Genomic DNA, 25,912 nt, shown 5'->3' on the forward strand with positions numbered 1-25,912 from the left:
AACAACCAAGCTTCGCAATGCGTTGAATCTTATGATGCAGCACAGTGCACACAGAAGTCCGGCGGTGCAATGTTGCCGCGGGCCAACGCGGAGATTTCATCCGCGAACCGACCAGAGGGAGAAATCATGAGCGATCGCAGCCTGCGGGGCATGCGCCTTGGTGCGCAGAGCATGGAGACCGAGTCCGGAGTTGAGCCGGCTCCGCGACAGCGGGTCGAATACCGTTGCGCAGATGGCGAGCAGGTCTTCGTCACGTTCTCCTCCGAGGCGGAAATTCCTCCGGTGTGGGTCTCCAAGACCGGAAAGGAAGCGCTCCTGGTTGACGGCGAAAAGCCGGACACCAGCAATGACAAGGCAGTCCGCACCCACTGGGACATGCTGCTGGAACGCCGCTCGCTTCCTGAACTCGAACAGATCCTCGAGGACCGCCTGACCATCCTGCGCGAACGCCGCGGAGAGCGCCGCTCGGCATAAGGCCAGTCCAAAAGAAGGGGGCGGCGCCGCACTTTCGTGCGGGGCCGCCCCCTTCTTTTGTTTCCGCGGATGCCGTTGGCGCCGGCAGGGAGGATTACGCCTGCTTGTTCTTCAGCTTGCCGGTCAGGGTGTTCCAGCGGGCTGCCAGTCCCCACCTGGTGACGTTGACCATTGCCTCGACCACGATGTTGCCGCTCATCTTCGAGGCGCCGAGCTCGCGCTCCACGAAGGTGATGGGGCGTTCTTCAATGCGGAGCCCCAGTTTGGCCACGCGCCACGCCAGGTCCACCTGGAAGCCGTAGCCCACCGAGTCAACCAGGTCCAGGTTGAGCTTCTCCAGCGTGGTCCTGCGGAACGCCCGGTAGCCGCCGGTGACGTCCTTGATCCGCAGGCCCAGCATCAGCCGGGCGTAGGTGCTGCCGACCCTGGAGATCGCCTGGCGGTACAGGGGCCAGTTGACCACGCTGCCGCCGGGAACCCAGCGCGAGCCCATGGCCAGGTCTGCCCCCTGATCCACGGCTTCGAGCAGTTGGGGAAGCTGTTCGGGCTGGTGCGAGCCGTCGGCGTCCATCTCCACCAGGACGTCGTAGCCGGCGTCCAGGCCCCACTTGAAGCCGGCGATGTAGGCGGCGCCCAGGCCTTCCTTGCCCTTGCGGTGCAGGACGTGGACCTGGGAGTCCTCGGCGGCGAATCCGTCGGCAAGTTGGCCGGTGCCGTCGGGGCTGTTGTCATCAACCACCAGCACGTCCGACGCCGGAACGGCCTTCCGAAGGCGCTGGAGCGTCTTGGGCAGCGATTCCAGTTCGTTGTAGGTGGGAATGATCGTAAGGACGCGCACAAAGGGCCTTTCCTGGTGGAAGTGGTCGGAGCACCTGATGCCGGGCCGTGCCGGCGGCGGGCGCAACTACCCATTATAGGGCGGAGGGCTGCTGCGTCAGGAACGCAGAGCCGGGCTGGCGAAGAGTTCGGTGCCGTCCTTCACGGTTTGCAGGCATACCGGATCGGAGCCCGTGTCCAGTGCCGGCAGCAGCGGGGTCCTGGCCCGCGGATCGGTGCTCCATGACTGCACCCTGCCGTCAGCCACCTGGACCATCAGCTCCTCCACCTCCCACACGGCGAAGCTGGCCGGCGCCCCGGGAACAAGCTGTCCGGCCATGGGGTTGGTGTACCGCGCGGCCCTCCAACCCGCACGGGTGTGGCCCAGGAAGGCTGCCCGTGCGGAAATGCGCTGCTCCGGGTTGTGGTGTTCCACACAGGCGCGCACGCTGGACCAGGGACGGAGCGGCGTGACAGGGCTGTCGCTGCCGAAGCAGACAGGAACTCCCGCGGAGTAGAAAGCGGCGAAGGGGTTCATTGACCGGCTCCGTTCTCCCAGCCTCCGTTCATACAGGCCACCGGCTCCGCCCCACGCTGCATCGAAGGACGGTTGGGCGCTGACGGTCACGGAGTAGTGGGCCAGCTTGGCCACAGCCGCGGCGTCAGCCATCTCCACATGCTCGAAGCGGTGGCCCGCGGCCCGCACCCGCTGCTCCCCCACTTCCTTGGCCGCCAGGTCCAGGGCCTCCAGCGCCGCGTCCAGCCCGGCGTCGCCAATGACATGGAACCCGCCCTGGATCCCTGCCAGGGAGCAGGCGGCAAGATGGGCTGCCGCCTGGTCCACGCTGAGGTACAGGCTGCCGCGTTCCTGGCCGGCATCGCTGTAGGCGCCGCGCAGGGCTGCCGTCCTGGACCCGATCGAACCGTCGATAGTCAGGTCCCCTGCCAGCCCCCGGATATTTCCACCGAGCTGCCCCACAAGGGAACGAGCCTGCGCCGCTGACGAGACCAGCTCCCCCCAGTACGGCAGTACTTCCGGAAAGCACTGGGCGCCCGGGCGGGCCCCATTCCAACTTGCGGCAAGCCGCACGTCATCGGCGCCGCCGATGTGCGGCGCACCCATCTCGGCAACGGCCACATAGCCGTTGGCCGCAGCCTCTGACAGGGCGCGGGCCTGATGCCGCTTCAGCACATCCTGCGGCATCTGCCGGGTTGCCAGCCGGGCGGCGTCGTGGGCTGCCCGCATCACCCGCGCGCCGCCGTCGTACCCGTCCTTGCCGTGAAGCCCTGCGGACTGGACCAGCGACGCCGACACCAGCGCCGAGTGGACGTCCACCCTGGAAAGGTAGACCGGCCGGCCTCCGGAGGCCCGCTCCAGTTCCTCGGCACTGGGCAGGGCAGGATCCGCCCACGTGGACTCGTCCCAGCCATGGCCGAGTACCGGACCTTCCCCGTCAGCCGCCGCGACGGCCTCCAGCAGCGCCCGGGCCGAGGTGGCCGTCCCCAACTGCAGCGAGTCCAGCGCGATTCCGGTTTCGGTCAGGTGGATGTGGGAGTCGACGAAGCCCGGTGCCACCAAGGCGCCGCGCAGGTCGATGATCTCCATGGAACTGTCCGCGATGGAGGATGCGGCCTGCTCTGAGCCAACCCAGGCAACGGTGTCACCGTCCACCAGCATGGCAGTCGCGAAGGGATCCGCTGCCGTGTACACCGAACCATTGCGGTACAGCACCGGCGCGGGACGGGGGGTGGCATCAGAGCGGGACGTGGCATCGGGGCGGGGCATGGCGGGGCAGTCTCCTGGGTGGGGGCGCACCGGCAGCAGCCGGCGGGGACAACGGGGCTAGAGAACGGATGAATACGCCACGACACCGCGGCGAATGAGGTTGATCGCTTCGGCGCACAGCCGTGCCAGCCGCGGGTCGAGGCCGGGGATTTTGGCAAGCTGGTCCAGAAGGTCCACCACCTGCTTCACCCAGCGGACAAAGTCGCCGGCTGCAAGATCGGTGCCGCTGAGGACATCCTGCAGGTGGCGGCCGCGGGCCCATTTATACAGCGGCCAGACCAGTCCCAGTTCAGGTTCGCCGGTCAGGGGAAGCTTGTTCTCCTCTTCCACGTCCTCAAGGACGGACCATTCCTTGACCACAATGTCCACGGAGGTCTCCAGCGAGACGCTGGGCATGCGCGGCCGCAGGCCCCGGTCCTCGCGTTTGGCCTGGTAGACCAGCACGCTGGCCAGTGCAGCCACTTCGGCGGCGTCGAGGTCGTTGAACGCGCCCAGCCGCAGCGACTGGGAGATCAACAGGTCCTTCTCGCCATAGATCCTGCGGAGCCGCTGGCCGTCCGGGCTGATGTTAAGCCTGCCGTCTCCGGCATCTTCCAGGTAGCCGTAAGCGGACAGTACATCGCAGACCCGGTCGAAGGTCTTGGCGATGGTGTTGGTCCGGCCTTGGATCTGGCGGACCAGGCCATCCGTTTCGCGCCGGAGTTTCCACCAGCGCTCCGACCAGCGCGCGTGGTCTTCCCGCTCGCTGCACCCATGGCAAGGGTGGGCCTTCAGGGCCCGGCGCAGCTCCGTGATGCGTTTTTCCTGGTTGGGCAGGGCGGCGCCGCGGCCGAAGTCATGGTTGCGGTTCTGGCCAGGGGCGGGCGGTCTGTTTTCCCGCAGGGCGTTCCGGACAGAGGACGCGAGGCCCCGGCGCGACTTGGGCACCTTGGCGTTGAAGGATTTGGGGATGCGGATCCTGGTAACCGGCGCGATGGGACCTTCAAGGTCGTCAGCGCCGATCCTGCGCAATTGGTTGTCCAGCGTCAGCACGGCCGGGCGGGGTTCGCGGCTGGTGTGGTCTGAGCTGAGGACGACGGCGGGCCCCGGGGCGCGGCCGCCTGGGACGTCAACCACATCGCCGGGGAGGAGGCGCGCCAGGGAGTCGTCGCAAAGGGATTTCCGGACGCGGGACTTGGTGCGGGAGGTGGCGTTCTCGGCGTCGGACAGTTCCCTGCGCAGCCGGGCATACTCCGTGAAATCACCCAAGTGGCAGGTCATGGATTTTGCATAGCCGGCGAGGGATTCCTCGCGACTGCGCACCTGGCGGGCCAGGCCCACTACCGAACGGTCCGCCTGGAACTGGGCAAAGGAGGATTCCAGGATTTCCCGTGCCCTTGACCGGCCAAACTGCGCCAGCAGGTTGATGCTCATGTTGTAGGTGGGCCGGAAACTGGAGTTCAACGGGTAGGTGCGCCGTGATGCCAGCCCGGCAACTGCGGTGGGGTCCGTGCCCGGCTGCCACAGCACCACGGCGTGGCCTTCAATGTCGATGCCGCGCCGTCCGGCACGTCCGGTCAGCTGGGTGTATTCGCCGGCGGTGATGTCCACATGGGCTTCGCCGTTGAACTTGTCCAGCTTTTCGAGCACCACCGAGCGGGCAGGCATGTTGACACCCAGGGCCAGGGTTTCCGTGGCGAAGACAGCCTTGACCAGGCCGTCGGCGAACAGTTTCTCCACCACCTCCTTGAAGGTGGGCAGCATTCCGGCGTGGTGGGCGGCGAAGCCCCGAAGCAGCCCGTCCCGCCAGGTCCAAAAGCCCAGGACGTCAAGGTCGTCCGGCGGGATGTCCTGCCCCGCCTCGTCGACGCGCTGGGCAATGATCCGCTGCTCCTTCTCGGTGGTGAGCCAGAGCCCGGATGCAACGCACTGGGCGACGGCTGCCTCACAGCCGGCGCGGGAAAAGATGAAGGTGATCGCCGGCAGCAGGTCCATCCGGTCCAGGCTGGCGATCACCTGGGGCCGGCTGGCGGGGCGCACCCCCGTCGGCTCTGCACCACGGACCGGGCGGTCGTTTCCGCGCCGGCCGCGCTGGCCCCTTCCCCCGGGCCCGGGCCTGCTGCGGAAGCTCTGACGGCTCTCGCTCTGGGCCACCGTCAGCAGGTCAGGGTTGACGTCGAAACCGCGTCCCTTGCCGGCGTCGCGGGACTTGCCGGGCGCGGCCGGCTGCTGCTCGTCTTCCTCAACCGGCGGGGCGATTTCGTCGAAAGTGGTCTCCCCGGCAAACAGGTCCATGATCCGTCGGCCCACCATGACGTGCTGCCACAACGGAACCGGGCGGTGCTCGGAAACGATGATGTCGGTGTCACCGCGGACGGTGTCCAGCCAGGCGCCGAATTCCTCGGCATTGGAAACGGTCGCACTCAATGACGCGACCTGGACCTCGCTGGGCAGGTGGATGATGACTTCCTCCCACACGGCCCCGCGGAACCGGTCGGCGAGGTAGTGGACCTCGTCCATGACCACGTAGCCAAGATCGCCGAGCGTGGCAGAATCCGCGTAGAGCATGTTCCGGAGGACCTCGGTGGTCATGACCACCACTTGCGCGTCACCATTGATGCTGGTGTCCCCGGTCAGGAGCCCCACATTCCCGGGACCGTACTTTTCAGTAAGTTCGCTGAATTTCTGGTTGCTGAGCGCCTTGATGGGCGTGGTGTAGAAGGCCTTCAGTCCCCGCTGCAGAGCGAGATAGATGGCGAACTCCCCCACGATGGTCTTCCCGGCGCCGGTGGGGGCCGCCACCAGGACACCCTTGCCTTCCTGCAGGGAACGGCACGCCTGCCGTTGAAAGTCATCAAGCTCGAAGTCCAGGGTCCGGATGAACGCCCCAAGGTAGGTGGCGGCCTCGGCCCGGCGTTCAGCGCTGGCACGGTATCTCTCGGCCGGCGACATTTCTTCAGGATCGATGGGGCCGGCGGAGAAGGGTCCGGTGGTGGAGGACATACCCCAAGCCTAACGGCAGGCTAGAGCTTCTTCAGTTCGCTGCTTGGGGTTGCGACATCCGCAGTGGCCTCGGTTTCCTCAACCTGCCGGGCCTGGCGGCGTTCGCGGCGCTTGTCGTTCATAATGCAGATGCCGATGGCCGCGAAGAACAGGGCCAGCAGCGGTCCGGCCAACATGAACATCGAAATCGCGTCCGCACCCGGAGCCGCGATGGCGGCAAGGACGAAGACCAGGAAGACGGTGATGCGCCAGGCCTTAAGGATGGTGTGGCCGGAGACGATGCCGGCCATGTTCACGCCCACCAGCACCACGGGGACCAGGAAGGCCAGGCCCAGCATGAGCACCATCCGCGTGACGAACTCGATGTAGGTCCGGGCATCGATGACGCTGGAGGAGCCTTCCGGGGTGAACTGGGTCAGCGCGTGGACCACCTGCGGCACCACAAGCCAGCCCACCCAGATTCCGGCCAGGAACAGCGGGATGGCGGCCGCCATGTAGCCGAGGGTGTAGCGGCGTTCCTTGGACGTCAGTCCAGGAGTGATGAAGGCCCAGAGCTGGTAGATCCAGATGGGGCTGGAAATGACCGCCCCGATCAGGAGCGACATCTGGAGCTTGAAGTCGAAGGGTGACGCGATGGTCCCGAAGTTGATGGCCGCCAGGCCGCCGGTCTCATTGGAGATGCGGTTGACCGGTTCAGCCAGGGCCTTCAGCAGCGGATCGTAAAGTATCCAGCCCCCAATGCCGCCAATGACGACGCCGATGGCCGACTTGATCAGCCGGTTCTTCAGCTCGTTGAGGTGCTCCCAAAGCGACATCCGTCCTTCGGGATTGGCTTTACGGGCCCGCGACAGTGCCACGGGAGGTCAGGCGCGGGTCGACGGCGGAACGTCAGTGCCGTCTGTCGGCTCACCGGGCTTCGCCTTGGGGTGGTTCACGATGGTGCCTTCCACCGGGCCGTTTGCCTCGGTGGAGTCGGCTTTGCCGTCGTTCTTCATTTCCTTGACCTCGGACTTGATGATCCGCATTGACTGTCCCAGGCTGCGGGCCATGGCCGGAAGCTTCGGGGCGGCGAAGAGCAGCAAAGCAACAACGATGATGATTACGATGGGCCAGGGGCCATCAAAGAGTCTTCCCACGGGAAATCCTTTCCTCTACGTACATCCTACTTCTATGTGAAGTCGAGATCTCCGAGCGCCTGCGGCTGGCCCCGGTCCTTTTTACGCTGCACTCGCCGGCCGCGGCGTTCCTCACGCCGGGCCCATTTGGATGCCTCGTAATCATGTCTCATCACAGCGGGTGAGGCAAAAACGGCCGAGCCTGGCAGGGCCCCGGCCGGATCTGCAGGTTCGTCCGGCAGATCAATGGGGTTCAGGTGTCCCAGCTTTTCGCCGGCGGCCCCGAGGTCCTTCACCGTGGCCATGAACTGGCGGAAAAGTCGGATGCCCAGCAGGACATAGAACAGCAGGGCTACTGCGACCAGCGCCACCCATATAAGAATCCAGGACCACCAAGGCATGCTGAGAAGTCTATCGGTCGTAGCCGGCCAGCGAGGCCGCGAGCCAGTCCCGCGCGGCGGAAGCGAGATCGGCCGGGGCCAAAATCCGCGCTGAACCGCCATGCTGGGCCACGAACATCGGCAGCCACGCCGTGTTGCCGAACCTGATCTCGGCCACCAGGCCGCCGTCGGGCAACTCCGCGGTGCGCTCCGCGTAGTAGTCCTCCGCCAGCCCCCTCCCCTGCCGGGTGAGCTGGACGGTGACCATGGTGTCGTCGTCGTTCGCGGTGAACAGCTTGGCCGGGACCCCGCCCTCAGGAGAGTCATGCGGGGCGGCGGGCTCACCGTTGGGGCGCACGTCCTGTACCCGGTCCAGGCGGAAGTTCCGCAGCCCGTCCACCAGGTGGCACCAGGCTTCGAAGTACCAGGTGTTGTCAAGGGAATACAGCCGCACTGGGTCAACGTCGCGCTCGGTCACGGCGTCGCGCTGGGGTGACAGGTAGGTCAGGTGGAGCTGGGAGCGGGATTCGATGGCCTGGCGCACCGTGGCATGGGTTGCGGCGTCCGCCGGCGCAACCTGCGGCCCGGCGATGGAGGCAGCCTGCAGTCCTTCCTCCCCTGCGGCAGCCAGGAGCTTCAACGTGACAGACTCCAGGGCACCGTCGCCGGGAAGGTCCGGCAGGCCGTTGAGGGTTTCAAGACCCGTCAGCAGCGCGCAGGCCTCCGCCACCGTGAACCGCACCGGCTTCTTCAGGTCAAGGTCCTGGGTAATGAAGACGTGGTCGTTTTCCCACTGGATATCGAGCAGATCGTCAGGATAGCCCTCCGGCAGCCCCGAGCAGATGAGGATCCGCAGGTCTGCCTCAAGCTCCTCCCGGGTGACACCGAAGTGTCTTGCCACGTCCTGGATGTGCAGGCCCTGGTTATGGACCAGGAACGGCACCAGCTGCAGCATGCGCTTGAGCTGGTCCTCCGAGGTCCCCTTGCGGGCGCCCCGGGGACGGGTGTCGGCAAAGGTGTAGGCGGGAACAGGCGCGGCGCTGAAGGCGGCTGCGGCCTGCAGCCGCCTTCGCACGGCTGCGGCCAGCCCGGCCGGTTCCCTTGCGAGGGCATCAGGCCCGTAGGAAGCCAGTTCTTCAGCAAGTACCTCCGGGTCCCGATACTCCACGAAGAGCCGGTCGTAGCCCGCAACGGGCTGCCCTGGTACCTGATCCGGGGCGCCCAGGACGGCACGGCGCCGCAGGGCCAGCAGGTGCCCCTCCCTGACGTCCACGACGGCGGTTCGCAGCGGCAGTTCAGGCAGCCGGTCAAGCTCAGCGCGGATGTTGAAGTCGACGGGCGGTGTGTACTGCTCCCTTGCCAGGGTGGCCACGGCGCTGGTGAAGCGCGAGAGCCGGAAATGCCGGGGTGCTTTCCGTGCCCGGTCATAGCCCATGAGGTACCACTGGCCGAACCGGCTGCCCAGGCCCCACGGTTCCACAGTGCGTTGTTCTTCCTTGCCGGTGGTGCCGGCGAGATAGGTGAACGTGACGGGATGCCGGGCGTGCATGGCGGCCACGATGTCATCAAAGGCCTGCCCGGCGGGTTTGATCCGTGGCTGGACCCCGGCAGGGAGTTCCACCTCGGCCATCCTGCCGGAAGCCTGGAGTTTGCGGAGGGCGCTTTGGGCGGCGGTTCCCAGGGCCGCACGCTCCCACAGCTGGGAGGCCAGCAGGAGGACGGTCCATTCCTCGGGCCCCAGCTGGACGTCCGGGAGCCGGTTGGACTCCTTGCCGATCCGGTACCTGGTGGTGGCGGGGTCGTCCTCGCTCCAGCCCAGGTCCGTCAGTGTCTCGACGTCGAAGCCCATCGCCCGCAGGTCATTCTTGTCCCGCTCGAACATCCGCCCGAACGCGACGTCGTTGCCGGAGGTGTCGCGGTAAACCTTTTCGCGCAGCTCGCTGCGGTGCAGCCCGTAGCGGGTGTTAAGCAAAGCGATCAGCAGGTTGAGGAGTCGTTCGGTGCGGGATGGGGACACCTTCGTTACGTTACTAAACTCCCCGGGGAAAGCAGAAAGCGCGGCAGTGCGGGAGGAATATCCTCCGGCACTGCCGCGCTTCCGGTTCAGCCGGTTGGTTCGGGTCAGCGGACCGCCACGAGGTCCACGACGAAGATCAGTGCTTCGTTGGGGGCAATAGCGCCACCTGCACCGCGCGAGCCGTACGCCAGCTCGGAGGGGATCTCGAGGCGGCGGCGGCCGCCGACCTTCATGCCCAGCAGGCCCTGGTCCCAGCCCTGGATGACCTGCCCGACGCCGACGCGGAAGTCCAGCGGTGCGCCGCGGCCCCAGGAGGCGTCGAATTCCTCGCCGGTGGACCAGGCAACCCCGACGTAGTGGGTGGAGACGGTGTCCCCTGCCTGGGCCTCCCGGCCGTCACCCTCGATGAGGTCTGTGATGACGAGTTCCGTGGGGACGTCGCCCTCGGGGAAATCGATCTCGGGCTTCTGGCGGTCAAATTCCCGCTGTCCAAAAGACATGCTTGCTCCTATGCGTGGGTTGGATGGGTGCCGCGGGGGACGCGGCGTCCTTGTAAGTCTTGCTACTTGACCCCGAGGATGTCCACTACGAAGACCAGATCGCCCTTTGCCTGGCCCTGGCCGGCGTCACCGTAGGCCAGGTCCTTGGGGATGACGAGCAGGACCCGGGATCCTACAGTCTTACCGGCGAGGCCCTGGGTCCAGCCCTTGATGACGCCGGTCAGCGGGAAGGTGGCGGGCTGGCCGCGGTCGAAGCTGGAATCGAACTTGGTGCCGTCGGCGAGGTTGACGCCCACGTAGTTGACGGTCAGGGTGTCGGACTCCTTGACGGCGGCGCCCGTGCCCTTGATCAGGTCCTGCGACACGAGGGATGTGGGGGCCGGGGCTCCCGCAACGTTGATTTCCGGGATGCCGTCCTTTTCCGTGACCGTCGGCAGCCCGGCGGGCGGCGTTACCGTTTCGCCCTGGGGCTTGTCCAGCACCGGGGTGGGATCGGAAGCGGAAAGAACCTTGATGATCAGCAGCTGGGTGGGGTCTGCTGCGGTGCTCGGGCTGGGGCTGGCGCCGTCTGACGGGCTGGGGTTCGCCGAAGCTGCACTCTGCTGGCCGGGGACGGCCAGCGCCAGGCTGGATCCGACCTTAGCGCCCACGAAAGCGTTGTAGATGACGGCGCTGCTGGTCTTGAGCTCATCATTCAGTTCAAGGCTCTCAGGCTCGTTGGCGAACGTATCCTCAAGCTGGGAACCGTCCGTGCCGTTCAGCGCGAGGATGGAGATCTTGGCTATCTGGTTCGCCTTCACGGCGTCGCCGCTGCCTTCGGACACCACCTTGATGGTTGGCTCGGTCACAGTCAGTGGCTTGTCGAAGTCCACGCCAGGGGCCTTCTTGTCCCCGTTGTCGGTCAGCTTGAGGGAGTCGAACTTTGCAGTCTCCCCGGCGGACTGGCTGCTGGGCTCTGGCTGGGAAGCGTTGCCTCCGCAGGCAGTCAGGAGCAGCAGGCCGGGAAGGAGGATTGCTAGTAGTCGGCGCACGTAGGAAAACTTTCGTCGGGGCAGGGTGGATACGACATTCCGCATTGCAGCGGAGCGTGTCGTGGAGAGGTCCCGTTAAAAGGACCTTATCCAGAATAGACCCTGAAGCTGGACGTCAGCCCATAGAGTCCAGGAGCGCATCGACGCGCTCATCGACGCTGCGGAAGGGATCCTTGCACAGAATCGTCTGGTGGGCGCGGTCATTCAGTTTCAGATGCACCCAGTCCACCGTGTAATCACGGCCCAGTTCCTGTGCGCGGCGGACAAAGTCCCCGCGCAGCTTCGCGCGGGTGGTCTGCGGCGGTGCGTCCACGGCTCCCTTGATGACGGTGTCGTCCACAATCCGGCGCACGGCCCCACGTGACTGCAGCAGGTAGAACAGTCCGCGGCTGCGGGAAATGTCGTGGTACGTCAAATCCAGCTGGGCAATGCGGGGTGCGTCCAGGCCCAGGCCGTGGCGTTCACGGTAGTTGTCCATCAGCTTCTTCTTGATGGCCCAGTCGATTTCGGTCTCAATGCCCTTGGTGTCACCGGATTCAATGGCATGCAGTGTCCGCTCCCACAGATCGAGGATCAACGGTACGTGCGGGTTGTGCGCCCCGTGCTCCTTGACGAAGGCCGTGACCTTGGTCAGGTACTCCTGCTGGATTTCCAGGGCCGTGAGCTGGCGTCCGTTGGCAAGGCGGACCAGTGCCCGGCCACTGAGGTCGTGAGAGATTTCCCGGATGCTGCGGATGGGGTTTTCCATCCGCATGTCGCGCATGATCACGCCCGCTTCGATCATCCGCAGGACCAGGTCCACGGTGCCGACCTTCATGAGGGCAGTGGCCTCTGACATGTTCGAGTCCCCCACAATGACGTGCAGGCGGCGGTAGAACTCCGCGTCCGCGTGCGGCTCGTCACGGGTGTTGATAATGGGCCGTGAGCGCGTCGTCGCGGAGGAGACTCCCTCCCAGATGTGGTCGGCGCGCTGGGAGAACGCATAGGTGGCCCCGTGCGGGGTCTTCAGGATTTTTCCGGCGCCGGCGATGAGCTGGCGGGTGACCAGGAACGGAATGAGGATTTCGGCCAGACGGGAAAATTCCCCACGGCGGGGAATGAGGTAGTTCTCGTGGCTGCCGTACGAGTTGCCGGCGGAGTCGGTGTTGTTCTTGAAGAGGTACACCGTGCCGTTGAAGCCTTCGGCGGCCAGCCGGGCCTGGGCTTCATCCACGAGGTCATCCAGGATAAGCTCACCCGCACGGTCGTGGGCGATCAGCTGTGCGAGGTCATCGCATTCGGCGGTGGCGTATTCGGGGTGGGACCCGACGTCGAGGTACAGCCGCGAGCCATTGGTAAGGAACACGTTGGACGAGCGCCCCCAGCTGACCACTTTGCGGAAGAGGTACCGGGCCACCTCTTCCGGGGCAAGTGGCCTTGAGTCGGGGCTCGAGTAAGAGATCCCGAACTCGGTCTCGATGCCGAAGATTCTCTTGTCCATGTCGTCCTCCTAGGCCAGCAGTGCTGTGATGTCCGCGTCGTTCAGCCTGCGGAAGGCACGCCGGGATCCGCGGGAGCTTTCGGAAAGCCTGTCCAGGACTGCCACTTCGAGTGCGCCCGGCGGCAGCTGCGCCGCAGCCTGTTCTCCCTCCTGGGCAGGCGCCAGTCCCTTCAAAGCCAGCCGGACAGCATCGGCGAAATCGAGGGACGCCTGCCAACCAGCCTCGATGGCTGAAGACACCTTTTCTGCCTGGCCGCCCATGACGACGAAACTGTGCTCATCGGCGATCGAGCCGTCAAAGGTCAGCCGGTACAGGTGGTCGTCGGCCTGGGTGGGGCCAACTTCGGCGACCGCCAGTTCCACCTCAAAGGGTTTCTGCTCGGCGGTAAAGACAGCCCCCAGGCTTTGCGCGTAGACGCTCGCCAGGCCGCGGGCGGTCACATCCTCGCGGTCGTAGGAGTAACCCCGGACGTCTGCATAGCGGACCCCCGCCTGGCGGAGGCTTTCAAATTCGTTGTACTTGCCCACTGCGGCAAAGGCGATCTTGTCGTAGATTTCGCCGATCTTGTGCAGGGACGGCGAAGGATTCTCGGCGACGAGCGCGATGCCGTCGGCGCAGCTGATGACCACAACCGAGCGGCCACGGCCGATGCCTTTCCGCGCGAAATCCGCACGGTCCTTCATCAGCTGTTCGGGCGAGACATAGAACTGCTGCGTCATGTCAGGCCTCCCGTCCGGCGATGGTGCGTGCCTCAATTACGGCGCGCGAAGCAGCCGCGAGGTCCGCCTCGGGCACCCGGTGGGCCCCTGTCCTGTCCACCGTATAGACCACTGGCCACAATTGCCGGACGGTGTCCGGGCCGCCGGTGGCGGAATCGTCGTCGGCGGCGTCATACAGGGACTCCACGGCCACGGACAGTGCCTCGGCAGCGGTGAGGTTGGGCCGCCAGAGTTTCTTGAGGGCACCGCGCGCGAAGACCGAACCCGAGCCTACGGTGTGGTGTTCGTGTTCCTCGTACCTGCCCCCGGTGACGTCGTAGGAGAACAGCCGGCCCACACCGGCGGTGGTGTCGAAGCCTGCAAACAGGGGCACGACGGCCAGGCCCTGAAGGGCCATCGGAAGGTTGCCCCTGATCATGGCCCCCAGCCGGTTGGCCTTGCCTTCGAGGCTGAGTTGGGTTCCTTCAATTTTTTCGTAGTGCTCAAGTTCAACCTGGAAGAGTCGCGTCAGGTCAATTGCTATGCCGGCTGTTCCGGCAATGCCAAGCACAGAGAAGTGGTCTGCCGGAAAGACCTTCTCGATGTGCCTGCTGGCGATGATGTTGCCCATCGTGGCGCGCCTGTCGCCCGCCATGAGGACACCGCCGCCATAACTCATGGCAACGATGGTGGTGGCGTGTGGAACCTGCACCGGGGCAGCCGTGGACGCGCCACCCTGGAGGGACCGGCTAAAGGGCAATAGCTCGGGCCGGTCCCGTTGCAGGTGCTCCGTAAAGGACGAGGTGGCGTTGGCGGCTACCTGGTTGGCGGTTGATTCCTGCACTCATCACTCCTTGAACGTGGTACTTCAACGTCGGTACAGATTCCGGCCGTCCGCGGCTTCCGCCACCTTCCGGGTCCGGGTTACTGGCCGCCCTTTTGCACGAATGCCCGGACGAACTCCTCAGCGTTGGATTCCAGGACGCCGTCGATTTCGTCGAGCAGGTCGTCCACGCCTTCGGTCGATGCCGAAGCCTGTGCTTCGGGCGGTGCCGGGGGTGCCTCGGGGATGTCGTCCTCGACCTGGCTGTCACGTGACTGCGGCTGCTGCTGCTCCTGGCCTGCCATTGGTTTCCCTCCTTGTTCCTCCGGTGGATCCGGCGGATCCTCCGATATGCCCATCCTGCCACGGGACGGGCGTTCCGGGGCGGTTTATGCCGCAGGCGGAGTGCTGTTGTGTCCCAGCAGTTCCCCGAGGAACGGTCCCGCTTCCCGGTAGCGATCGAACAACGCTCCGGTGAGGGCTTTGGTTCCCCTCAGGGGTTCCCTGGTGGGCACCCGCTGAAGCCGTCCGTAACCCGGCACATCGAAGATCACCGAATCCCAGCTTGCGCCCACCACATCCTTGCCGAAGCTGCTGATGCATTTCCCACGGAAGAAGGCCCGGGTGTCGGCGGGGGGCTCTGTCACCGCAGCGGCAATGGCGGCATCGTCCACGACGCGCTGCATCCGGTTCCTGGACAGCAGCCGGTAATAGAGGCCCTTCTCCGGCCTGATATCGGCCCACTGGAGATCCACCAGGCCAAGCCGGGCGTCGTTCCATTCCAGTCCATCGCGCTGCCGGTAGCCGTCAAGCAGGGTGAGTTTCGCCAGCCATTCCACGGAAGTGGCGGCGGCAGCCCTGTCACTGTCCAGTTGGGTGAGAACCGAAGCCCACCGTTCCAGGACCTCATGGGTGTGCCCGTCACCGTCCAGGGCGTCACCCACGCCGGTGTCCTGGGCCAGCTTGGCCGCGGCCTCGTGGTACATCCACTGGATGTCCAGGGCTGTGACCCGCCGTCCGTCCAGCAAGCGCAGTTTTGCAGTGAGCGAGGTATCGTGGCTGACCGTTTTGAGTGCCGCGACGGGCTCGTAGACCTCGATTTTGGGAGCCAGCCCTGCCTCGATGAGGCTGAGGACCATGGCCGTCGTACCGAACTTGAGGTAGTTGGACACCTGGCTGAGATTGGCGTCACCGATGATGACGTGGAGGCGCCGGTACTTATCGGCCGTGGAATGGGGTTCGTCCCTGGTGTTGATGATGGGCCGGCGGATGGTGGTTTCCAGGCCCACCTCGGCTTCGAAGAAGTCGGCCCGCTGGCTGACCTGAAAGCCGGGCGTTGAGCTGTCCTGTCCTATCCCCAGCCGCCCGGCACCGCACACCACCTGCCGGCTGACGAAGAAGGGTGTGAGCCCGCGGACGATGTCGCCGAAAGGGACGGAGCGGGGCATGAGGTAGTTCTCGTGGGAACCGTAGGACACGGACTTGTTATCGGTGTTGTTCTTGTAGAGGTTGACCGGCGGGAGGGCGGGGTCCGCGGCCAGCCGGCGGACGGCGGCCAGCCCCACGAGGTCGCCGGCAGCGTCCCATGCCACCGCGTCACGGGGGTTGGTGACCTCAGGGCTTGAGTACTCGGGATGGGCGTGGTCGACGTACAGCCGGGCTCCGTTGCCAAGGACCATGTTCATCAGCAGAGTCCCTGACTCGTCCTGGCCGTCCAGCTCGAGTTCCTCGCGGCCATAAGCCAGCGCCACTGCCTCCGCATCAAGCACCGGTGGCTGGTCGGTCAGCTGGCTGGGATGTGCAGCGCCACGGTCCACGGTCCAGCCCCGGGCATCGTGCAGGGGCTCTTCATCGGTGTAGTCCCAGCGGGTTTCGGCCCCGCCGGCCGCCCGCTGCCTGGTGACTTGGGCGTAGGCCTGCACCACACGGGCGCTCATCATGGTGGCATTGGCCGAGGGAGCGGAGGGAGCGTGGATGCCGTACTCCGTTTCCGCCCCCATCACCCGCATGGCCCCGCCGGCGGGGAGTGCTTCCCCGGCGGCAGGTCCCTTCGCATCCGTCATAGATACTGCCCTGTGGTTGGCATCGTCTCGATCGACTTGCCCGGCTCCTGCCCGGCCTTGCCCTGGACGATGGTACGGATATAGGTGATCCGTTCGCCCTTCTTGCCGGAGATGCGTGCCCAGTCGTCGGGGTTGGTGGTGTTGGGCATGTCCTCGTGTTCGCGGAATTCATCCACCACTGCACGCAGCAGGTGCTCGATCCGGAGCCCCTTCTGGTGTGTGGTCAGCAGGTCCTTGATGGCGTACTTCTTGGCCCTGTCCACCACGTTCTGCACTACGGCGCCCGAGTTGAAATCCTTGAAGTACAGCATCTCGGTGTCACCGTTGGCATACGTGACCTCGAGGAACTCGTTGGACTTGTCCGTGGAGTACATGGCTTCGACCGTGCGCTGGACCATGGCGTCAACCGTGGCCTGGATGTCTCCGTTGTGCTCGGCGAGGTCCGACTCGTGGAACGGCAGGTCCGTCGTGATGTATTTGTTGAAGATGTCCGCAGCGGCTTCCGCGTCGGGGCGCTGGATCTTGACTTTGACGTCCAGCCGACCGGGCCGGAGGATGGCGGGGTCGATCATGTCCTCACGGTTGGATGCACCGATGACAATGACGTTGTCCAGGCGTTCCACGCCGTCGATCTCACTGAGGAGCTGGGGCACGATGGTGGTTTCGACGTCGGAGGAGATTCCGGTGCCGCGGGTGCGGAACAGGGAGTCCATTTCGTCGAAGAACACCACGACGGGGCTGCCGTCCGAGGCCTTTTCCCGGGCGCGGGAGAAGATCAGGCGGATGTGCCGCTCTGTTTCGCCCACGTACTTGTCAAGGAGTTCGGGTCCCTTGATGTTCAGGAAGTAGCTCTTCAGGTCCACGTTCCCGGACCGTTCGGCGGCGCGGGCGGCGAGGGAGTTGGCAACCGCCTTGGCGATAAGGGTCTTGCCGCAGCCCGGAGGGCCGTACAGCAGGATGCCCTTGGGGGCCTTCAGTCCGTGCTCGCGGTAGAGGTCGGGGTGCAGGAACGGCAGTTCCACCGCGTCCCGGATCTGTTCGATCTGGGGGCCGAGGCCGCCGATGTCCTCGTAGGTGATGTCCGGGACTTCCTCGAGCACCAGGTTCTCCACCTCGGAGCGCGGCACTTTCTCGAGGGCGTAGCCTGTCCGGGAGTCCACGGAGAGGGCGTCGCCGACCCTGAGCTTCTCGACCTGGAGCGCACCGGAAAGCCGGACCACCCGTTCCTCGTCGGCCCGGCCAACCACCAGGGCGCGGTCACGCCCCAGCATTTCCTTCAAGGTGGCAAGCTCGCCGGCGCGCTCATAGCCAAGACCTGCCACGATCAGGAGGGCTTCGTTGAGCAGTACCTCCTGGCCCACCGCCAGTTGGTTGATATTGACCAGTGGGCTGACACCCACCCGCATCTTCCGGCCGGCGTTGAAGATATCCACGGATTCCTCGGTGGCAGCCTGGCCGCTGTTGCCGGGGGCAGGCTGCCGCTTCGGATTGATCTGGAGGATGGTGCCGAAGCTGTACGGCGGCTGCCCTTCCTGGTCCAGGGCATTTTTGAGCCGGAGAATCTCCGCCTTGGCCGTCTCAAGCATGCTGACCAGCTTGGTGTTGTTCTGCGTTGCCGCTGCCAACTGGCGGTCGATGTGCCTGAGCTTGTCCCGAAGTATGTTGACCTGGCGGTCAGCAACCGAGAGGTCGTTGGCGGCAGACTGCTCTGCCGGTGTACGTCCGGAGTCCTGGTTTGGTGTCTCCATGATGTATCAGCCCCTTCCTGCGCTTCTCTTAAAGACATTAGTCCCAAGATGCCGGGTAGGGATGGAGACTCCCGAAATGTGGACTAGTTCGTAACCTCGGGTGTGTCCACCACGTTCGTTCCCGCGATGGCATCCCGGGCTGCCCGCCGCAGCTTCTTGTCAGACACGGCCCGCTCCCCTACCGCGCCGGGAGTCCAGGCATTGACATCTTCTTCGTTGAACTCGGTCTTGGACGGCCGGCGCTTGACCGAGATGCCGGTGACGCCGTCGGCGAGGCGCCGGGTGACCAGCAGGAACCCGGTGTGGGCCACCATGCGGTGGTCCGGCCGGACCGCCAGCCCCTCCAGATGCCAGCCGCGGACCAGAGATTCCCAGGCGTCGGGTTCGGTGAAGCGGCCGTCGGCGCGGATGGCTTCCGCTGTGCGGGAGAGCTGGGTGACGGTTGCCACGTAGTTGATCCAAACGCCGCCGGGGGCAAGGACGGTGGCGACGGCGTCGAGGCATTCCCAGGGTGCCAGCATGTCCAGCACCACGCGGTCCACAGAGCCGGGCTCTTCAGCCTTGACCACTTCCTCCTGGAAGTCGCCGAGGGAAATCTGCCAGGCAGGATGCGGACCGCCGAAGATAGTCTCCACATTGCCCCGGGCGATGTCGGCGAACTCTTCGCGCCGCTCGAAGGAGTGCAGGTAGCCGTTGTCGCCCACGGCGCGGAGCAGGGAGATGGACAGGGCGCCGGAGCCGACGCCGGCCTCCACCACGCGTGCGCCGGGGAAGATATCCGCCATGGTGACGATCTGGCCTGCATCCTTGGGATACACGACGGCGGCACCGCGGGGCATGGACAGCACGAAGTCGGAGAGCAACGGGCGGAGGGTCTGGTACTGCTGGCCAACGTTGTTCACCACAACAGAGCCGTCCACCTTGCCGATGATCTCGTCGTGGTTCAGGAAGCCACGGTGGGTGTGGAAGGCGCCACCACGTTCAAGCGTGATGGTATTCATGCGGCCGCGTTCGTCGGTGAGCTGGACACGCTCGCCTTCGCGGAAGGGGCCGCGGCGACGGGCAGCTCCTACCGGCTGCGAGCCGCTGGCGGGAGCACCGGCTTGCGCTGCTCCCGTGGCGTCGTTGACCGCAGTTTCGCTGCTCATGATGTTCCTCGCTCCTGTAAACCTTTTGTGCCGCGGCCAAAGTCCCAAGGGATACGGGGCTTTTACGGCGGCAATGCACGACCGGCAGGTAACTCTACCGGTTCTGCCCCTGCGGGTGCTTATCGTTGCGCTGTCTCTTTCCGGTGATGGCCGCGAGGACGACGTCCTGGGTCAGCAGTCCGGTGACTGCGCCGTTGTGGTCCACCACTGCATAGTGCCGCCCCTCAAGCTGCGAAAGAAACTGGATCAGCTCCTGTCCCTTGGACCATTCGGGAACGTAGGCGCCGGCAGACAGGGGAAACGAAATGGCGGTGACCGGGGTTGAGTCCGCGGCTGATCCGGGCACCGAGGCCAGCGCGCCAGGGTCCACCACCCCCTGCGGGCGGCCGTCCGGTCCGCATACCACCACGGACTTTGTTCCGGCGGCGGCCAGGCGGAGGGCGTCGCGGACGGTGCCCGTGGAAGGTATGCCCACGGCCGGCGTCGACAATCCCGCTGCGCTGACCAGCGGGAGCCGTCCCCGCAGCGTGCCCTGCTGGATGGAGGCGGAGGCACCCATCCACAGGAATCCGCCCACCAGGACGGTGATCATGAGGAGGCTGAAGTCGGGCTCGTCGCCGGCGAGGTACGGGCGAAGGAGGAACCAGTAGGCGATGGCCAGGACGATGATGCGCCCGCCCCAGCCGGCAGCTACCGTTCCCTTCGCCTGGCTGCCGGTGGCCTTCCAGACGACGGACTCGACCAGCCGGCCACCGTCCAGCGGCAGGCCCGGCAGGATGTTGAAGACGGCGATCAGGAAGTTGGCCCACATGAATATGTTGGTCAGGATCTCGGCGACACTTCCCAGGCTGTTGGTGCCCAGCAGCAGCCAGGCCCCGCCGGCGAGGACGAAATTCGCTGCTGGTCCAGCCAGCGCCACCAGCACGGACCGGCCGGGGGAAGCAGTGAAGCTTTCGAACTGAGTGTGCCCGCCCCAGAGATTGAGGACGATCTTTTGGGTGGGCCATCCGTAGATTTTGGCGGTGAGGGCGTGGGCGAGTTCGTGCACCAGCACGGAAATCAGGAGCAGGACGGCGTAGGCGAACGCCACAACGTAGGCGCTCATGCCGAGCATGGGGTTGTTCCGCGCCAGGACTGGCCCGTAGGCGATGACGGTGAAGGCTGCGATCACGAACCACGAGTAGGCAAGCACAACCGGAACGCCGGCGATGCGTCCCAGCGGGATGCCTTCACGCCGTCCTGTGCTGGCCGGGGTGCCGGGTTCCGTACCCCGTTGAGTGTCAGGTTCAGCCACGGGAGTCACCGGCGGCCGTGGCGGCGGGCCGCGTTGCCTCCGCCTCCAACAGCAGGGCTTCGAGCTCCACCAGGCCGCGGCCGGACAGGGAGTCCCAGAGTGCGTAACTGCCGTCATCCGGCAATGGAACGATGTGCGGCACAGCCACGGTGGTGACACCGGAGGCGACGGCCGCGGCAACGCCGGGGACGGAATCCTCAAGGGCAACGCAGTGGTGGATGCCGAGGTCAGGATCGGCTTCCTGCAACAGCTCGACGGCGGTCAGGTACGCCTCGGGGTGCGGTTTGCCCCGGGTGACGGTGTCGCCGGTGACAAGGACTTCGAAGTAGGGGCGGGGAAGGCTGGCAACCACCTCGCGGGCCAGCGGCCCCTCGGACATGGTGACCAGGGCGCAGCGCACGCCGGCCAGGTGCAGCTCCTCGAGGAGTTCACGCGCGCCCGGGCGCCATGGCACCTCCTGCTGGACGCTGCTGATGACCTGGGCCGTCAGGGAATCGATGATCTCGCGGACTTCGAGCTCGACGCCGGCCTGCTGGAGCAGGCCCGCGGAGAACGTCAGTGACTGGCCCACCAGCTGCATTGCCTGATGGTGGCTCCAGGTGCCGCCGTGGGCTTCCACCAAGGCATGCTCAGCGGCAATCCAGTATGGCTCGGTGTCCACGATGGTCCCGTCCATGTCCCATAGGACGGCTTTGAGCGGGGAACCGGCGGCAGGATTTCGCATGCAGCCAGTCTACGGGGCGGGGCTGGGCGGAGCCTGTGGGCTACGCCCTTGGCGAATATGCAGCTGGCCTGGTGCCCTTTGCGCCGTTTGCCGGCGATTTGCGGCGCTTCATTCCATGCGCGAGTGTCCACCTTGGACGTAGGGTGAAGAAATGAATAGCTTCGAGGGAGACACCGCCGAACAAGGTGCCGGACCCGAGCGGGAACGGTTCCTGCAGCCGGTGGCTGACGGACAGCGCGTAACCGTAATGCTTGCTGCCTTTGAGGGGTGGAATGACGCCGGAGAAGCGGCCAGCGACTCCCTGCGGTACCTGAACAAGTTGTGGGGCGGCAAGAAGGTGGCATCGATCGATGCCGATGAGTATTACGACTTCCAGTTCACGCGGCCCACCGTCCGCAGGAACGCCGCCGGAGAACGCAAGATCAAGTGGCCCTCCACCCGTATCTATAAGGCCAGCGCGCCCAACTCCAATGTGGACGTCATCTTCGTGCAGGGCACCGAGCCGTCCTACAAATGGCGCGCCTACACCGCTGAGCTGCTGGTTCATGCAGAGGCTTTGAACGTGGACTACGTGGTGCTCGTGGGGGCGCTGCTGGCCGATGTCCCCCACAGCCGCCCTATCCCGGTGAGCACGTCATCCGATGATGCCCAGCTTCGGGAACGCATGAACCTGGAAGCGTCACAGTATGAAGGCCCCGTGGGCATCGTGGGAGTCCTGTCCGAGGTGGCGCTGCTGGCCGGAATCCCAACCGTATCGCTGTGGGCGGCGGTGCCGCACTATGTGGCACAGGCGCCCTCGCCCAAGGCACAGCTCGCCCTCCTGCACCGCATCGAGGAGCTCCTGCAGGTGCCGCTGGACACCCAGGAGCTGGCGGAGGAAGCGGACGCCTGGGAGCGTGGCGTGGACGAACTGGCCACCGAGGACCCGGAAATTGCCGCCTACGTCCGCCAACTGGAGGAAGCCAAGGACACCGCCGACCTGCCCGAGGCCAGCGGCGAGTCCATTGCCCGCGAGTTTGAGCGCTACCTGAAGCGTCGGGGCCAGGACCGGCCCTGAGGTGAAACAGACAGCTACAGGAAGGGGGCTGGGCTCGGAGAAATCCTGGCCCAGCCCTCTTCTGTTGGCCGCAAGTCCCTTTGTTGCCGCGAGCCGAGGCCTTAGAGCCGGATGCCCAGGAGCGCGTCCACCGCGTCCTTAACAAGGGTGCGGTCGGTGGGGCTGGCGGCAGCACCGCCGTCGTTGGCGGACCGTGCCCAGCGCGAGACAGCGGCAACCGCTGCCGGCGCGTTAAGGTCCGCTGCCAGTGCCTCGCGCATTTCAGCCAGCAGCGCCTGGGCTGAACCCTCCGGAGCGTGGTCGAGCGCCTTCCGCCAGGCTGCCAGGTCTGCCTTGGCAGCGGTGAAGCCTTCGTCCGTCCAGGACCAGTCGGACCGGTAGTGGTGGGCAAGGATTGCAAGCCGGATGGCTGCAGGGTCTTCACCGGCGGCGCGGAGCCTGGAGACCAGCACCAGGTTGCCCTTGGATTTGCTCATCTTCTCCCCGTCGAGCCCTACCATCCCCGCATGCGCGTAGTGCCGGGCAAGTGGAACCCCCGCGAGGGAGTAGGCATGGCCGGCGCCCATCTCGTGGTGCGGGAAGATCAGGTCCGAGCCGCCACCCTGCACCGTGAAGGGCGACGGCAGATACTTTTGCGCGATGACGGTGCACTCGATATGCCAGCCGGGCCGGCCCGCGCCCAGGCTCCCACCGGGCCAGCTCGGCTCCCCCTGCCGTTCCACCCGCCACAGCAGCGGATCAAGGGCCTGCCGCTTCCCGGCACGGCCGGGGTCCCCGCCACGCTCAGCGAAAAGCTCCAGCATGGCGCTTTCACTCAGGTGCGAAATACATCCCAGGGCCCAGGCGTCCGGCGACGTTGACTGCTTGCCGGCCGCTTCGACGTCGTAATAGACATCTCCGTCGGGTTCCCCGTTGGTGCCGGCAACCTGGTAGGCCAGGCCCAGGCTGACCAGCTTTTCCACCTCGGGCACAATCAGGCCGATGGACTCCACCGCGCCCACATAGTGGTCCGGCGCCAGGACATTCAGCGCCTCCATGTCTGTCTGGAAGAGCTCCACCTGTTCGGCGGCGAGGTCCCGCCAGTCCACGCCGGTGGCTGTGGCCCGTTCCAGCAGGGGATCATCAACATCCGTCACGTTCTGGACGTAGGAGACCTCGCTGCCGGCGTCGCGCCAGGCGCGGTTCAGCAGGTCAAAGGCAACATAACTGGCGGCGTGGCCCATGTGGGTTGCGTCGTAAGGCGTGATGCCGCAGACGTACATGGATGGCCTGGCTTCCCGTTCCAGCGCCACTTCGCGGCCTGCCGCAGTGTCGAACAGCCGCAGGGCGGGCATGTTTCCGGGCAGGGCAGGAATGGGGCGGGAAGTCCAGGATTTCACATGCCAAGCCTAGTCCTAGGCGCTGATGACGCCGAAACCGAGCAGGAGGTACAGGGCCAGCCCCAGGAAGATCCGGTACCAGACAAAGAGCCGGTAGCTGCGGGTGGACACGAACTTAAGGAACCAGCCGATGATGACGTAGCCCACCACCAGCGCGATCACGGTGGCGAGGGCAGTTTCCGGCAGGCCGAACGGGCCGGAAATGCCTTCCTTGGTCACCACTTTGTACAGCTGGTAAAGACCGCTGCCGAAGACCGCGGGGATGGCGAGCAGGAATGAGTACCGCGCCGCGGCTTCTCGGGTGTAGCCCATCAGCAGGCCGGCCGTGATGGTGCCGCCGGAGCGGGAGACGCCGGGGATCAGGGCCAGGGCCTGCGCCAGTCCGTAGAGGATGCCGTGCTTGTAGGTCAGGTGGGTAAGGTCCCGCTTCTGGGCGCCCACGGCGTCGGCCACGGCGAGGAAGAGTCCAAAAACGATCAGCATGGTGGCCACGATCCACATGCTGCGGAGTACGGATTCGATCTGGTCCTGGAAGAGCAGGCCCAGCACGATGATGGGCAGGCTGCCCAGGATCACCAGCCAGCCCATGCGGGCATCAGGATCGTGCCGCGGCACCCTGCCCCTGAGGGACCCCGCCCAGGCCTTGACGATGCGGACGATGTCGCGCCAGAAGAAGATCAGGACGGCGGTCTCGGTGCCGAGCTGGGTGATGGCTGTGAAGGCCGCGCCCGGGTCCTCAGCGTTGGGGAGGAACTCCCCCACGATCCGCAGGTGTGCGCTCGATGAAATAGGTAGAAATTCGGTCAGTCCCTGCACTAGGCCCAGCAGGGCCGCTTCAAACCAGTTCACGCTAAGACCCTACGGCATGGCAGCAGGGCATCTGCCCGTAAGCTTGCTGCTATGCAGCAGCGTTACGTCGGCAGGAGTGGATTGCGAGTCTCAGCCCTATCCCTGGGTACCCGGTCCTGGGGCGGGGAAACTGACGAACAGGACGCGTCCGAGCTGCTGCGCACCTTCCTTGACGCGGGCGGCCGGCACGTGGATACCTCGGCCTCCTACGCCGGCGGCGGCTCGGAGGCGATCCTTGGCTCGCTGCTGGGTGATGTGGTGTCCCGCACGGAGATTTCCATCTCCACCAAAGCGGGGATGACGACGCCGGACGGGCGCCGTGCAGTGGACACGTCACGCAATGCGATGCTCACCGGACTTGACGCGAGCCTGGCCAGGCTGGGCACCGATTATGTGGACCTCTGGTTTGCCGAGGCGTGGGACGGCAATGTTCCCCTCGATGAAACGCTGGCTGCGCTGGAATTTGCCGTACGCACCGGCCGGGCGCGGTACGCCGGCATCTCGAATTTCAGCGGCTGGCAGACGGCCAAGGCCGCAGCCATCAGCAGTGTGCCGCTGGTGGCCGTCCAGGCCGAGTATTCGTTCCTTGAACGGACGGCGGAGGCGGAACTGATCCCGGCCGCCGACGACGCCGGGCTTGGCCTGATGGCATGGGCTCCGCTGGGCCGCGGTGTCCTTACCGGGAAGTACCGGGGTGGGATTCCCGGCGGATCACGCGGGGCGTCGGCCAGCGAAGCGGCCTATGTGGAGCCTTACCTTGAGGAGAAGCCGTCACGCATCGTGGATGCTGTGTGCATGGCTGCCAACGGTCTGGGCAGGAGCCCCCAGGACGTCTCGCTGTCATGGCTGCTGTCGCAGCAGGGAGTTGCCACCGCCATTGTCGGTGCCCGCACACCTGTGCAGTTGAAGGAGATCCTCGACGTCCAGCCCGCTCCGCTGCCGCCGCAGATCGCACGGGCCCTTGAGGACGTTTCCGCCTTCTAAGGGCCACGTTCCCCCGGCGCTGCTATTCCTCGACGATTTCCAGGTCCTCGTCCTCGTCCACGTCGGCTTCTTCGTCCTCTTCGTCCTCGTCGTCAAAGACCTGCAACGGGGTGACCTCGTTGTAGGCCTCGTAGAGCGCGTCCTCGTAAACTTCGAAGGCATCGGCAACGGCGAAGAAAGCTGCCTCCACAGAGGGGTCACCGTCCCCGCGCCGGTTAGATGCTGCTATAAGGTGTTCTTCCAAAGCGGTGGTCAGGGACGAAAGCGCGACACGCGGATCGATGCTCATGACTTCACGTTAGCCGGAAAAGGACGAAAATGGAGAGCAAATGAAGGAACAATTTCTCACCAGCTCGGTCCAGCGGGAGCGGGATTATCTGCGGCAGTACGAGTACCTCGTACTGACCGTCAGCCCTGATGATTCCCTGCCCGAGGCACGCCGGCGCCTGGTGGAACACTCCGAATACGGCAAGTGGGAATTGGAACGCAGCAAGCTCTACGTGGGCGGCGGCAGGCGCTTTTGGCTCCGGCGCCGGGTAATGCAGGTCCAGCGGACCGTCTAG

25 protein-coding genes are annotated in these 25,912 nt (G+C 65.6%); 4 read left to right on the forward strand and 21 right to left on the reverse strand.

Annotation, left to right across the window (positions count from 1 at the left end; translation table 11 throughout):
- Positions 1 to 126 precede the first annotated feature (126 nt).
- The gene (locus QFZ60_RS09745; protein WP_026266052.1) at positions 127 to 474 is read left to right on the forward strand and encodes an RNA polymerase-binding protein RbpA; all 348 of its coding nucleotides are present in this window, start codon (positions 127 to 129) and stop codon (positions 472 to 474) included.
- Positions 475 to 568: 94 nt separating this feature from the next.
- Here QFZ60_RS09745 and QFZ60_RS09750 read toward each other — a convergent pair whose 3' ends face one another.
- The 18 genes from QFZ60_RS09750 to QFZ60_RS09835 form a co-directional block, all read right to left on the reverse strand.
- Positions 569 to 1,312 (reverse strand): polyprenol monophosphomannose synthase, encoded by a 744-nt coding sequence (locus QFZ60_RS09750; RefSeq protein ID WP_142121872.1) that lies wholly within the window; start codon positions 1,310 to 1,312, stop codon positions 569 to 571.
- 96 nt (positions 1,313 to 1,408) lie between these two features.
- Positions 1,409 to 3,076, reverse strand: a complete 1,668-nt coding sequence (locus tag QFZ60_RS09755; RefSeq protein ID WP_307090107.1) for an amidohydrolase — start codon at positions 3,074 to 3,076, stop codon at positions 1,409 to 1,411.
- A 57-nt stretch (positions 3,077 to 3,133) separates the two neighbouring features.
- Positions 3,134 to 6,058: an RNA helicase gene (locus QFZ60_RS09760; protein WP_307090108.1), complete on the reverse strand. Its 2,925-nt coding sequence runs from the start codon at positions 6,056 to 6,058 to the stop codon at positions 3,134 to 3,136.
- A 20-nt stretch (positions 6,059 to 6,078) separates the two neighbouring features.
- Positions 6,079 to 6,873, reverse strand: a complete 795-nt coding sequence (tatC, locus tag QFZ60_RS09765; protein ID WP_307090110.1) for a twin-arginine translocase subunit TatC — start codon at positions 6,871 to 6,873, stop codon at positions 6,079 to 6,081.
- Positions 6,874 to 6,921: 48 nt separating this feature from the next.
- Complete coding sequence (gene tatA / locus QFZ60_RS09770; RefSeq protein WP_056333928.1) at positions 6,922 to 7,194, reverse strand: Sec-independent protein translocase subunit TatA; 273 nt, start codon at positions 7,192 to 7,194, stop codon at positions 6,922 to 6,924.
- 32 nt (positions 7,195 to 7,226) lie between these two features.
- A complete protein-coding gene (locus tag QFZ60_RS09775; RefSeq protein ID WP_307090112.1) occupies positions 7,227 to 7,574 on the reverse strand; it encodes a hypothetical protein in 348 nt (115 codons plus the stop codon).
- Positions 7,575 to 7,584: 10 nt separating this feature from the next.
- Positions 7,585 to 9,570, reverse strand: coding sequence for a YafY family protein (locus tag QFZ60_RS09780; RefSeq protein WP_307090114.1), 1,986 nt, complete (start codon positions 9,568 to 9,570; stop codon positions 7,585 to 7,587).
- A 104-nt stretch (positions 9,571 to 9,674) separates the two neighbouring features.
- Positions 9,675 to 10,070 (reverse strand): FKBP-type peptidyl-prolyl cis-trans isomerase, encoded by a 396-nt coding sequence (locus tag QFZ60_RS09785; RefSeq protein ID WP_142121860.1) that lies wholly within the window; start codon positions 10,068 to 10,070, stop codon positions 9,675 to 9,677.
- Positions 10,071 to 10,132: 62 nt separating this feature from the next.
- Positions 10,133 to 11,101 carry an FKBP-type peptidyl-prolyl cis-trans isomerase gene (locus tag QFZ60_RS09790; protein ID WP_142121858.1) on the reverse strand — a complete coding sequence of 323 codons (969 nt, stop codon included), beginning with the start codon at positions 11,099 to 11,101 and terminating at the stop codon, positions 10,133 to 10,135.
- A gap of 115 nt (positions 11,102 to 11,216) precedes the next feature.
- Positions 11,217 to 12,581, reverse strand: a complete 1,365-nt coding sequence (gene pafA, locus QFZ60_RS09795) for a Pup--protein ligase (protein WP_307090116.1) — start codon at positions 12,579 to 12,581, stop codon at positions 11,217 to 11,219.
- Positions 12,582 to 12,590: 9 nt separating this feature from the next.
- A complete protein-coding gene (gene prcA / locus QFZ60_RS09800; protein WP_307090118.1) occupies positions 12,591 to 13,301 on the reverse strand; it encodes a proteasome subunit alpha in 711 nt (236 codons plus the stop codon).
- A gap of 1 nt (position 13,302) precedes the next feature.
- Positions 13,303 to 14,124: a proteasome subunit beta gene (gene prcB / locus QFZ60_RS09805; protein ID WP_307090120.1), complete on the reverse strand. Its 822-nt coding sequence runs from the start codon at positions 14,122 to 14,124 to the stop codon at positions 13,303 to 13,305.
- Between the two features lie 80 nt (positions 14,125 to 14,204).
- Positions 14,205 to 14,408: a ubiquitin-like protein Pup gene (locus tag QFZ60_RS09810; protein ID WP_018761343.1), complete on the reverse strand. Its 204-nt coding sequence runs from the start codon at positions 14,406 to 14,408 to the stop codon at positions 14,205 to 14,207.
- An 84-nt stretch (positions 14,409 to 14,492) separates the two neighbouring features.
- The gene (gene dop / locus QFZ60_RS09815) at positions 14,493 to 16,166 is read right to left on the reverse strand and encodes a depupylase/deamidase Dop (protein ID WP_307090123.1); all 1,674 of its coding nucleotides are present in this window, start codon (positions 16,164 to 16,166) and stop codon (positions 14,493 to 14,495) included.
- A complete protein-coding gene (arc, locus tag QFZ60_RS09820; RefSeq protein WP_307090125.1) occupies positions 16,163 to 17,914 on the reverse strand; it encodes a proteasome ATPase in 1,752 nt (583 codons plus the stop codon). Before arc ends, dop begins: the two co-directional genes overlap by 4 nt.
- 83 nt (positions 17,915 to 17,997) lie before the next feature.
- The gene (locus tag QFZ60_RS09825) at positions 17,998 to 19,062 is read right to left on the reverse strand and encodes a tRNA (adenine-N1)-methyltransferase (protein ID WP_142121845.1); all 1,065 of its coding nucleotides are present in this window, start codon (positions 19,060 to 19,062) and stop codon (positions 17,998 to 18,000) included.
- 94 nt (positions 19,063 to 19,156) lie between these two features.
- Entirely contained in the window at positions 19,157 to 20,356 is a 1,200-nt protein-coding gene (locus QFZ60_RS09830) for a site-2 protease family protein (protein ID WP_307090127.1), read from the reverse strand.
- The gene (locus QFZ60_RS09835; protein WP_235008968.1) at positions 20,349 to 21,032 is read right to left on the reverse strand and encodes an HAD family hydrolase; all 684 of its coding nucleotides are present in this window, start codon (positions 21,030 to 21,032) and stop codon (positions 20,349 to 20,351) included. The genes QFZ60_RS09830 and QFZ60_RS09835 overlap by 8 nt, the downstream gene beginning before the upstream one ends.
- Positions 21,033 to 21,231: 199 nt before the next feature.
- On the opposite strand from QFZ60_RS09835, the gene QFZ60_RS09840 reads away from it, so the two are divergent.
- Complete coding sequence (locus QFZ60_RS09840) at positions 21,232 to 22,137, forward strand: PAC2 family protein (RefSeq protein ID WP_056333897.1); 906 nt, start codon at positions 21,232 to 21,234, stop codon at positions 22,135 to 22,137.
- A 101-nt stretch (positions 22,138 to 22,238) separates the two neighbouring features.
- On the opposite strand, the gene mshC is transcribed toward QFZ60_RS09840, so the two are convergent.
- Together mshC and QFZ60_RS09850 are read right to left on the reverse strand one after the other, a co-directional pair.
- Entirely contained in the window at positions 22,239 to 23,516 is a 1,278-nt protein-coding gene (gene mshC, locus QFZ60_RS09845) for a cysteine--1-D-myo-inosityl 2-amino-2-deoxy-alpha-D-glucopyranoside ligase (protein WP_307090132.1), read from the reverse strand.
- Positions 23,517 to 23,531: 15 nt separating this feature from the next.
- Complete coding sequence (locus QFZ60_RS09850; protein ID WP_307090133.1) at positions 23,532 to 24,365, reverse strand: undecaprenyl-diphosphate phosphatase; 834 nt, start codon at positions 24,363 to 24,365, stop codon at positions 23,532 to 23,534.
- A gap of 51 nt (positions 24,366 to 24,416) precedes the next feature.
- Between QFZ60_RS09850 and QFZ60_RS09855 the strand changes: the two genes are divergently transcribed.
- Positions 24,417 to 25,349, forward strand: coding sequence for an aldo/keto reductase (locus QFZ60_RS09855; RefSeq protein ID WP_307090135.1), 933 nt, complete (start codon positions 24,417 to 24,419; stop codon positions 25,347 to 25,349).
- A gap of 22 nt (positions 25,350 to 25,371) precedes the next feature.
- Here QFZ60_RS09855 and QFZ60_RS09860 read toward each other — a convergent pair whose 3' ends face one another.
- Positions 25,372 to 25,638, reverse strand: coding sequence for a hypothetical protein (locus QFZ60_RS09860; protein ID WP_018771129.1), 267 nt, complete (start codon positions 25,636 to 25,638; stop codon positions 25,372 to 25,374).
- Positions 25,639 to 25,678: 40 nt separating this feature from the next.
- Here QFZ60_RS09860 and QFZ60_RS09865 point away from each other — a divergent pair, with 40 nt between their 5' ends.
- Entirely contained in the window at positions 25,679 to 25,912 is a 234-nt protein-coding gene (locus QFZ60_RS09865) for a DUF5703 family protein (protein WP_018771130.1), read from the forward strand.

Origin of the sequence: Arthrobacter sp. B2I5, from assembly GCF_030816735.1 — a bacterium.
Lineage (GTDB): Bacteria > Actinomycetota > Actinomycetes > Actinomycetales > Micrococcaceae > Arthrobacter.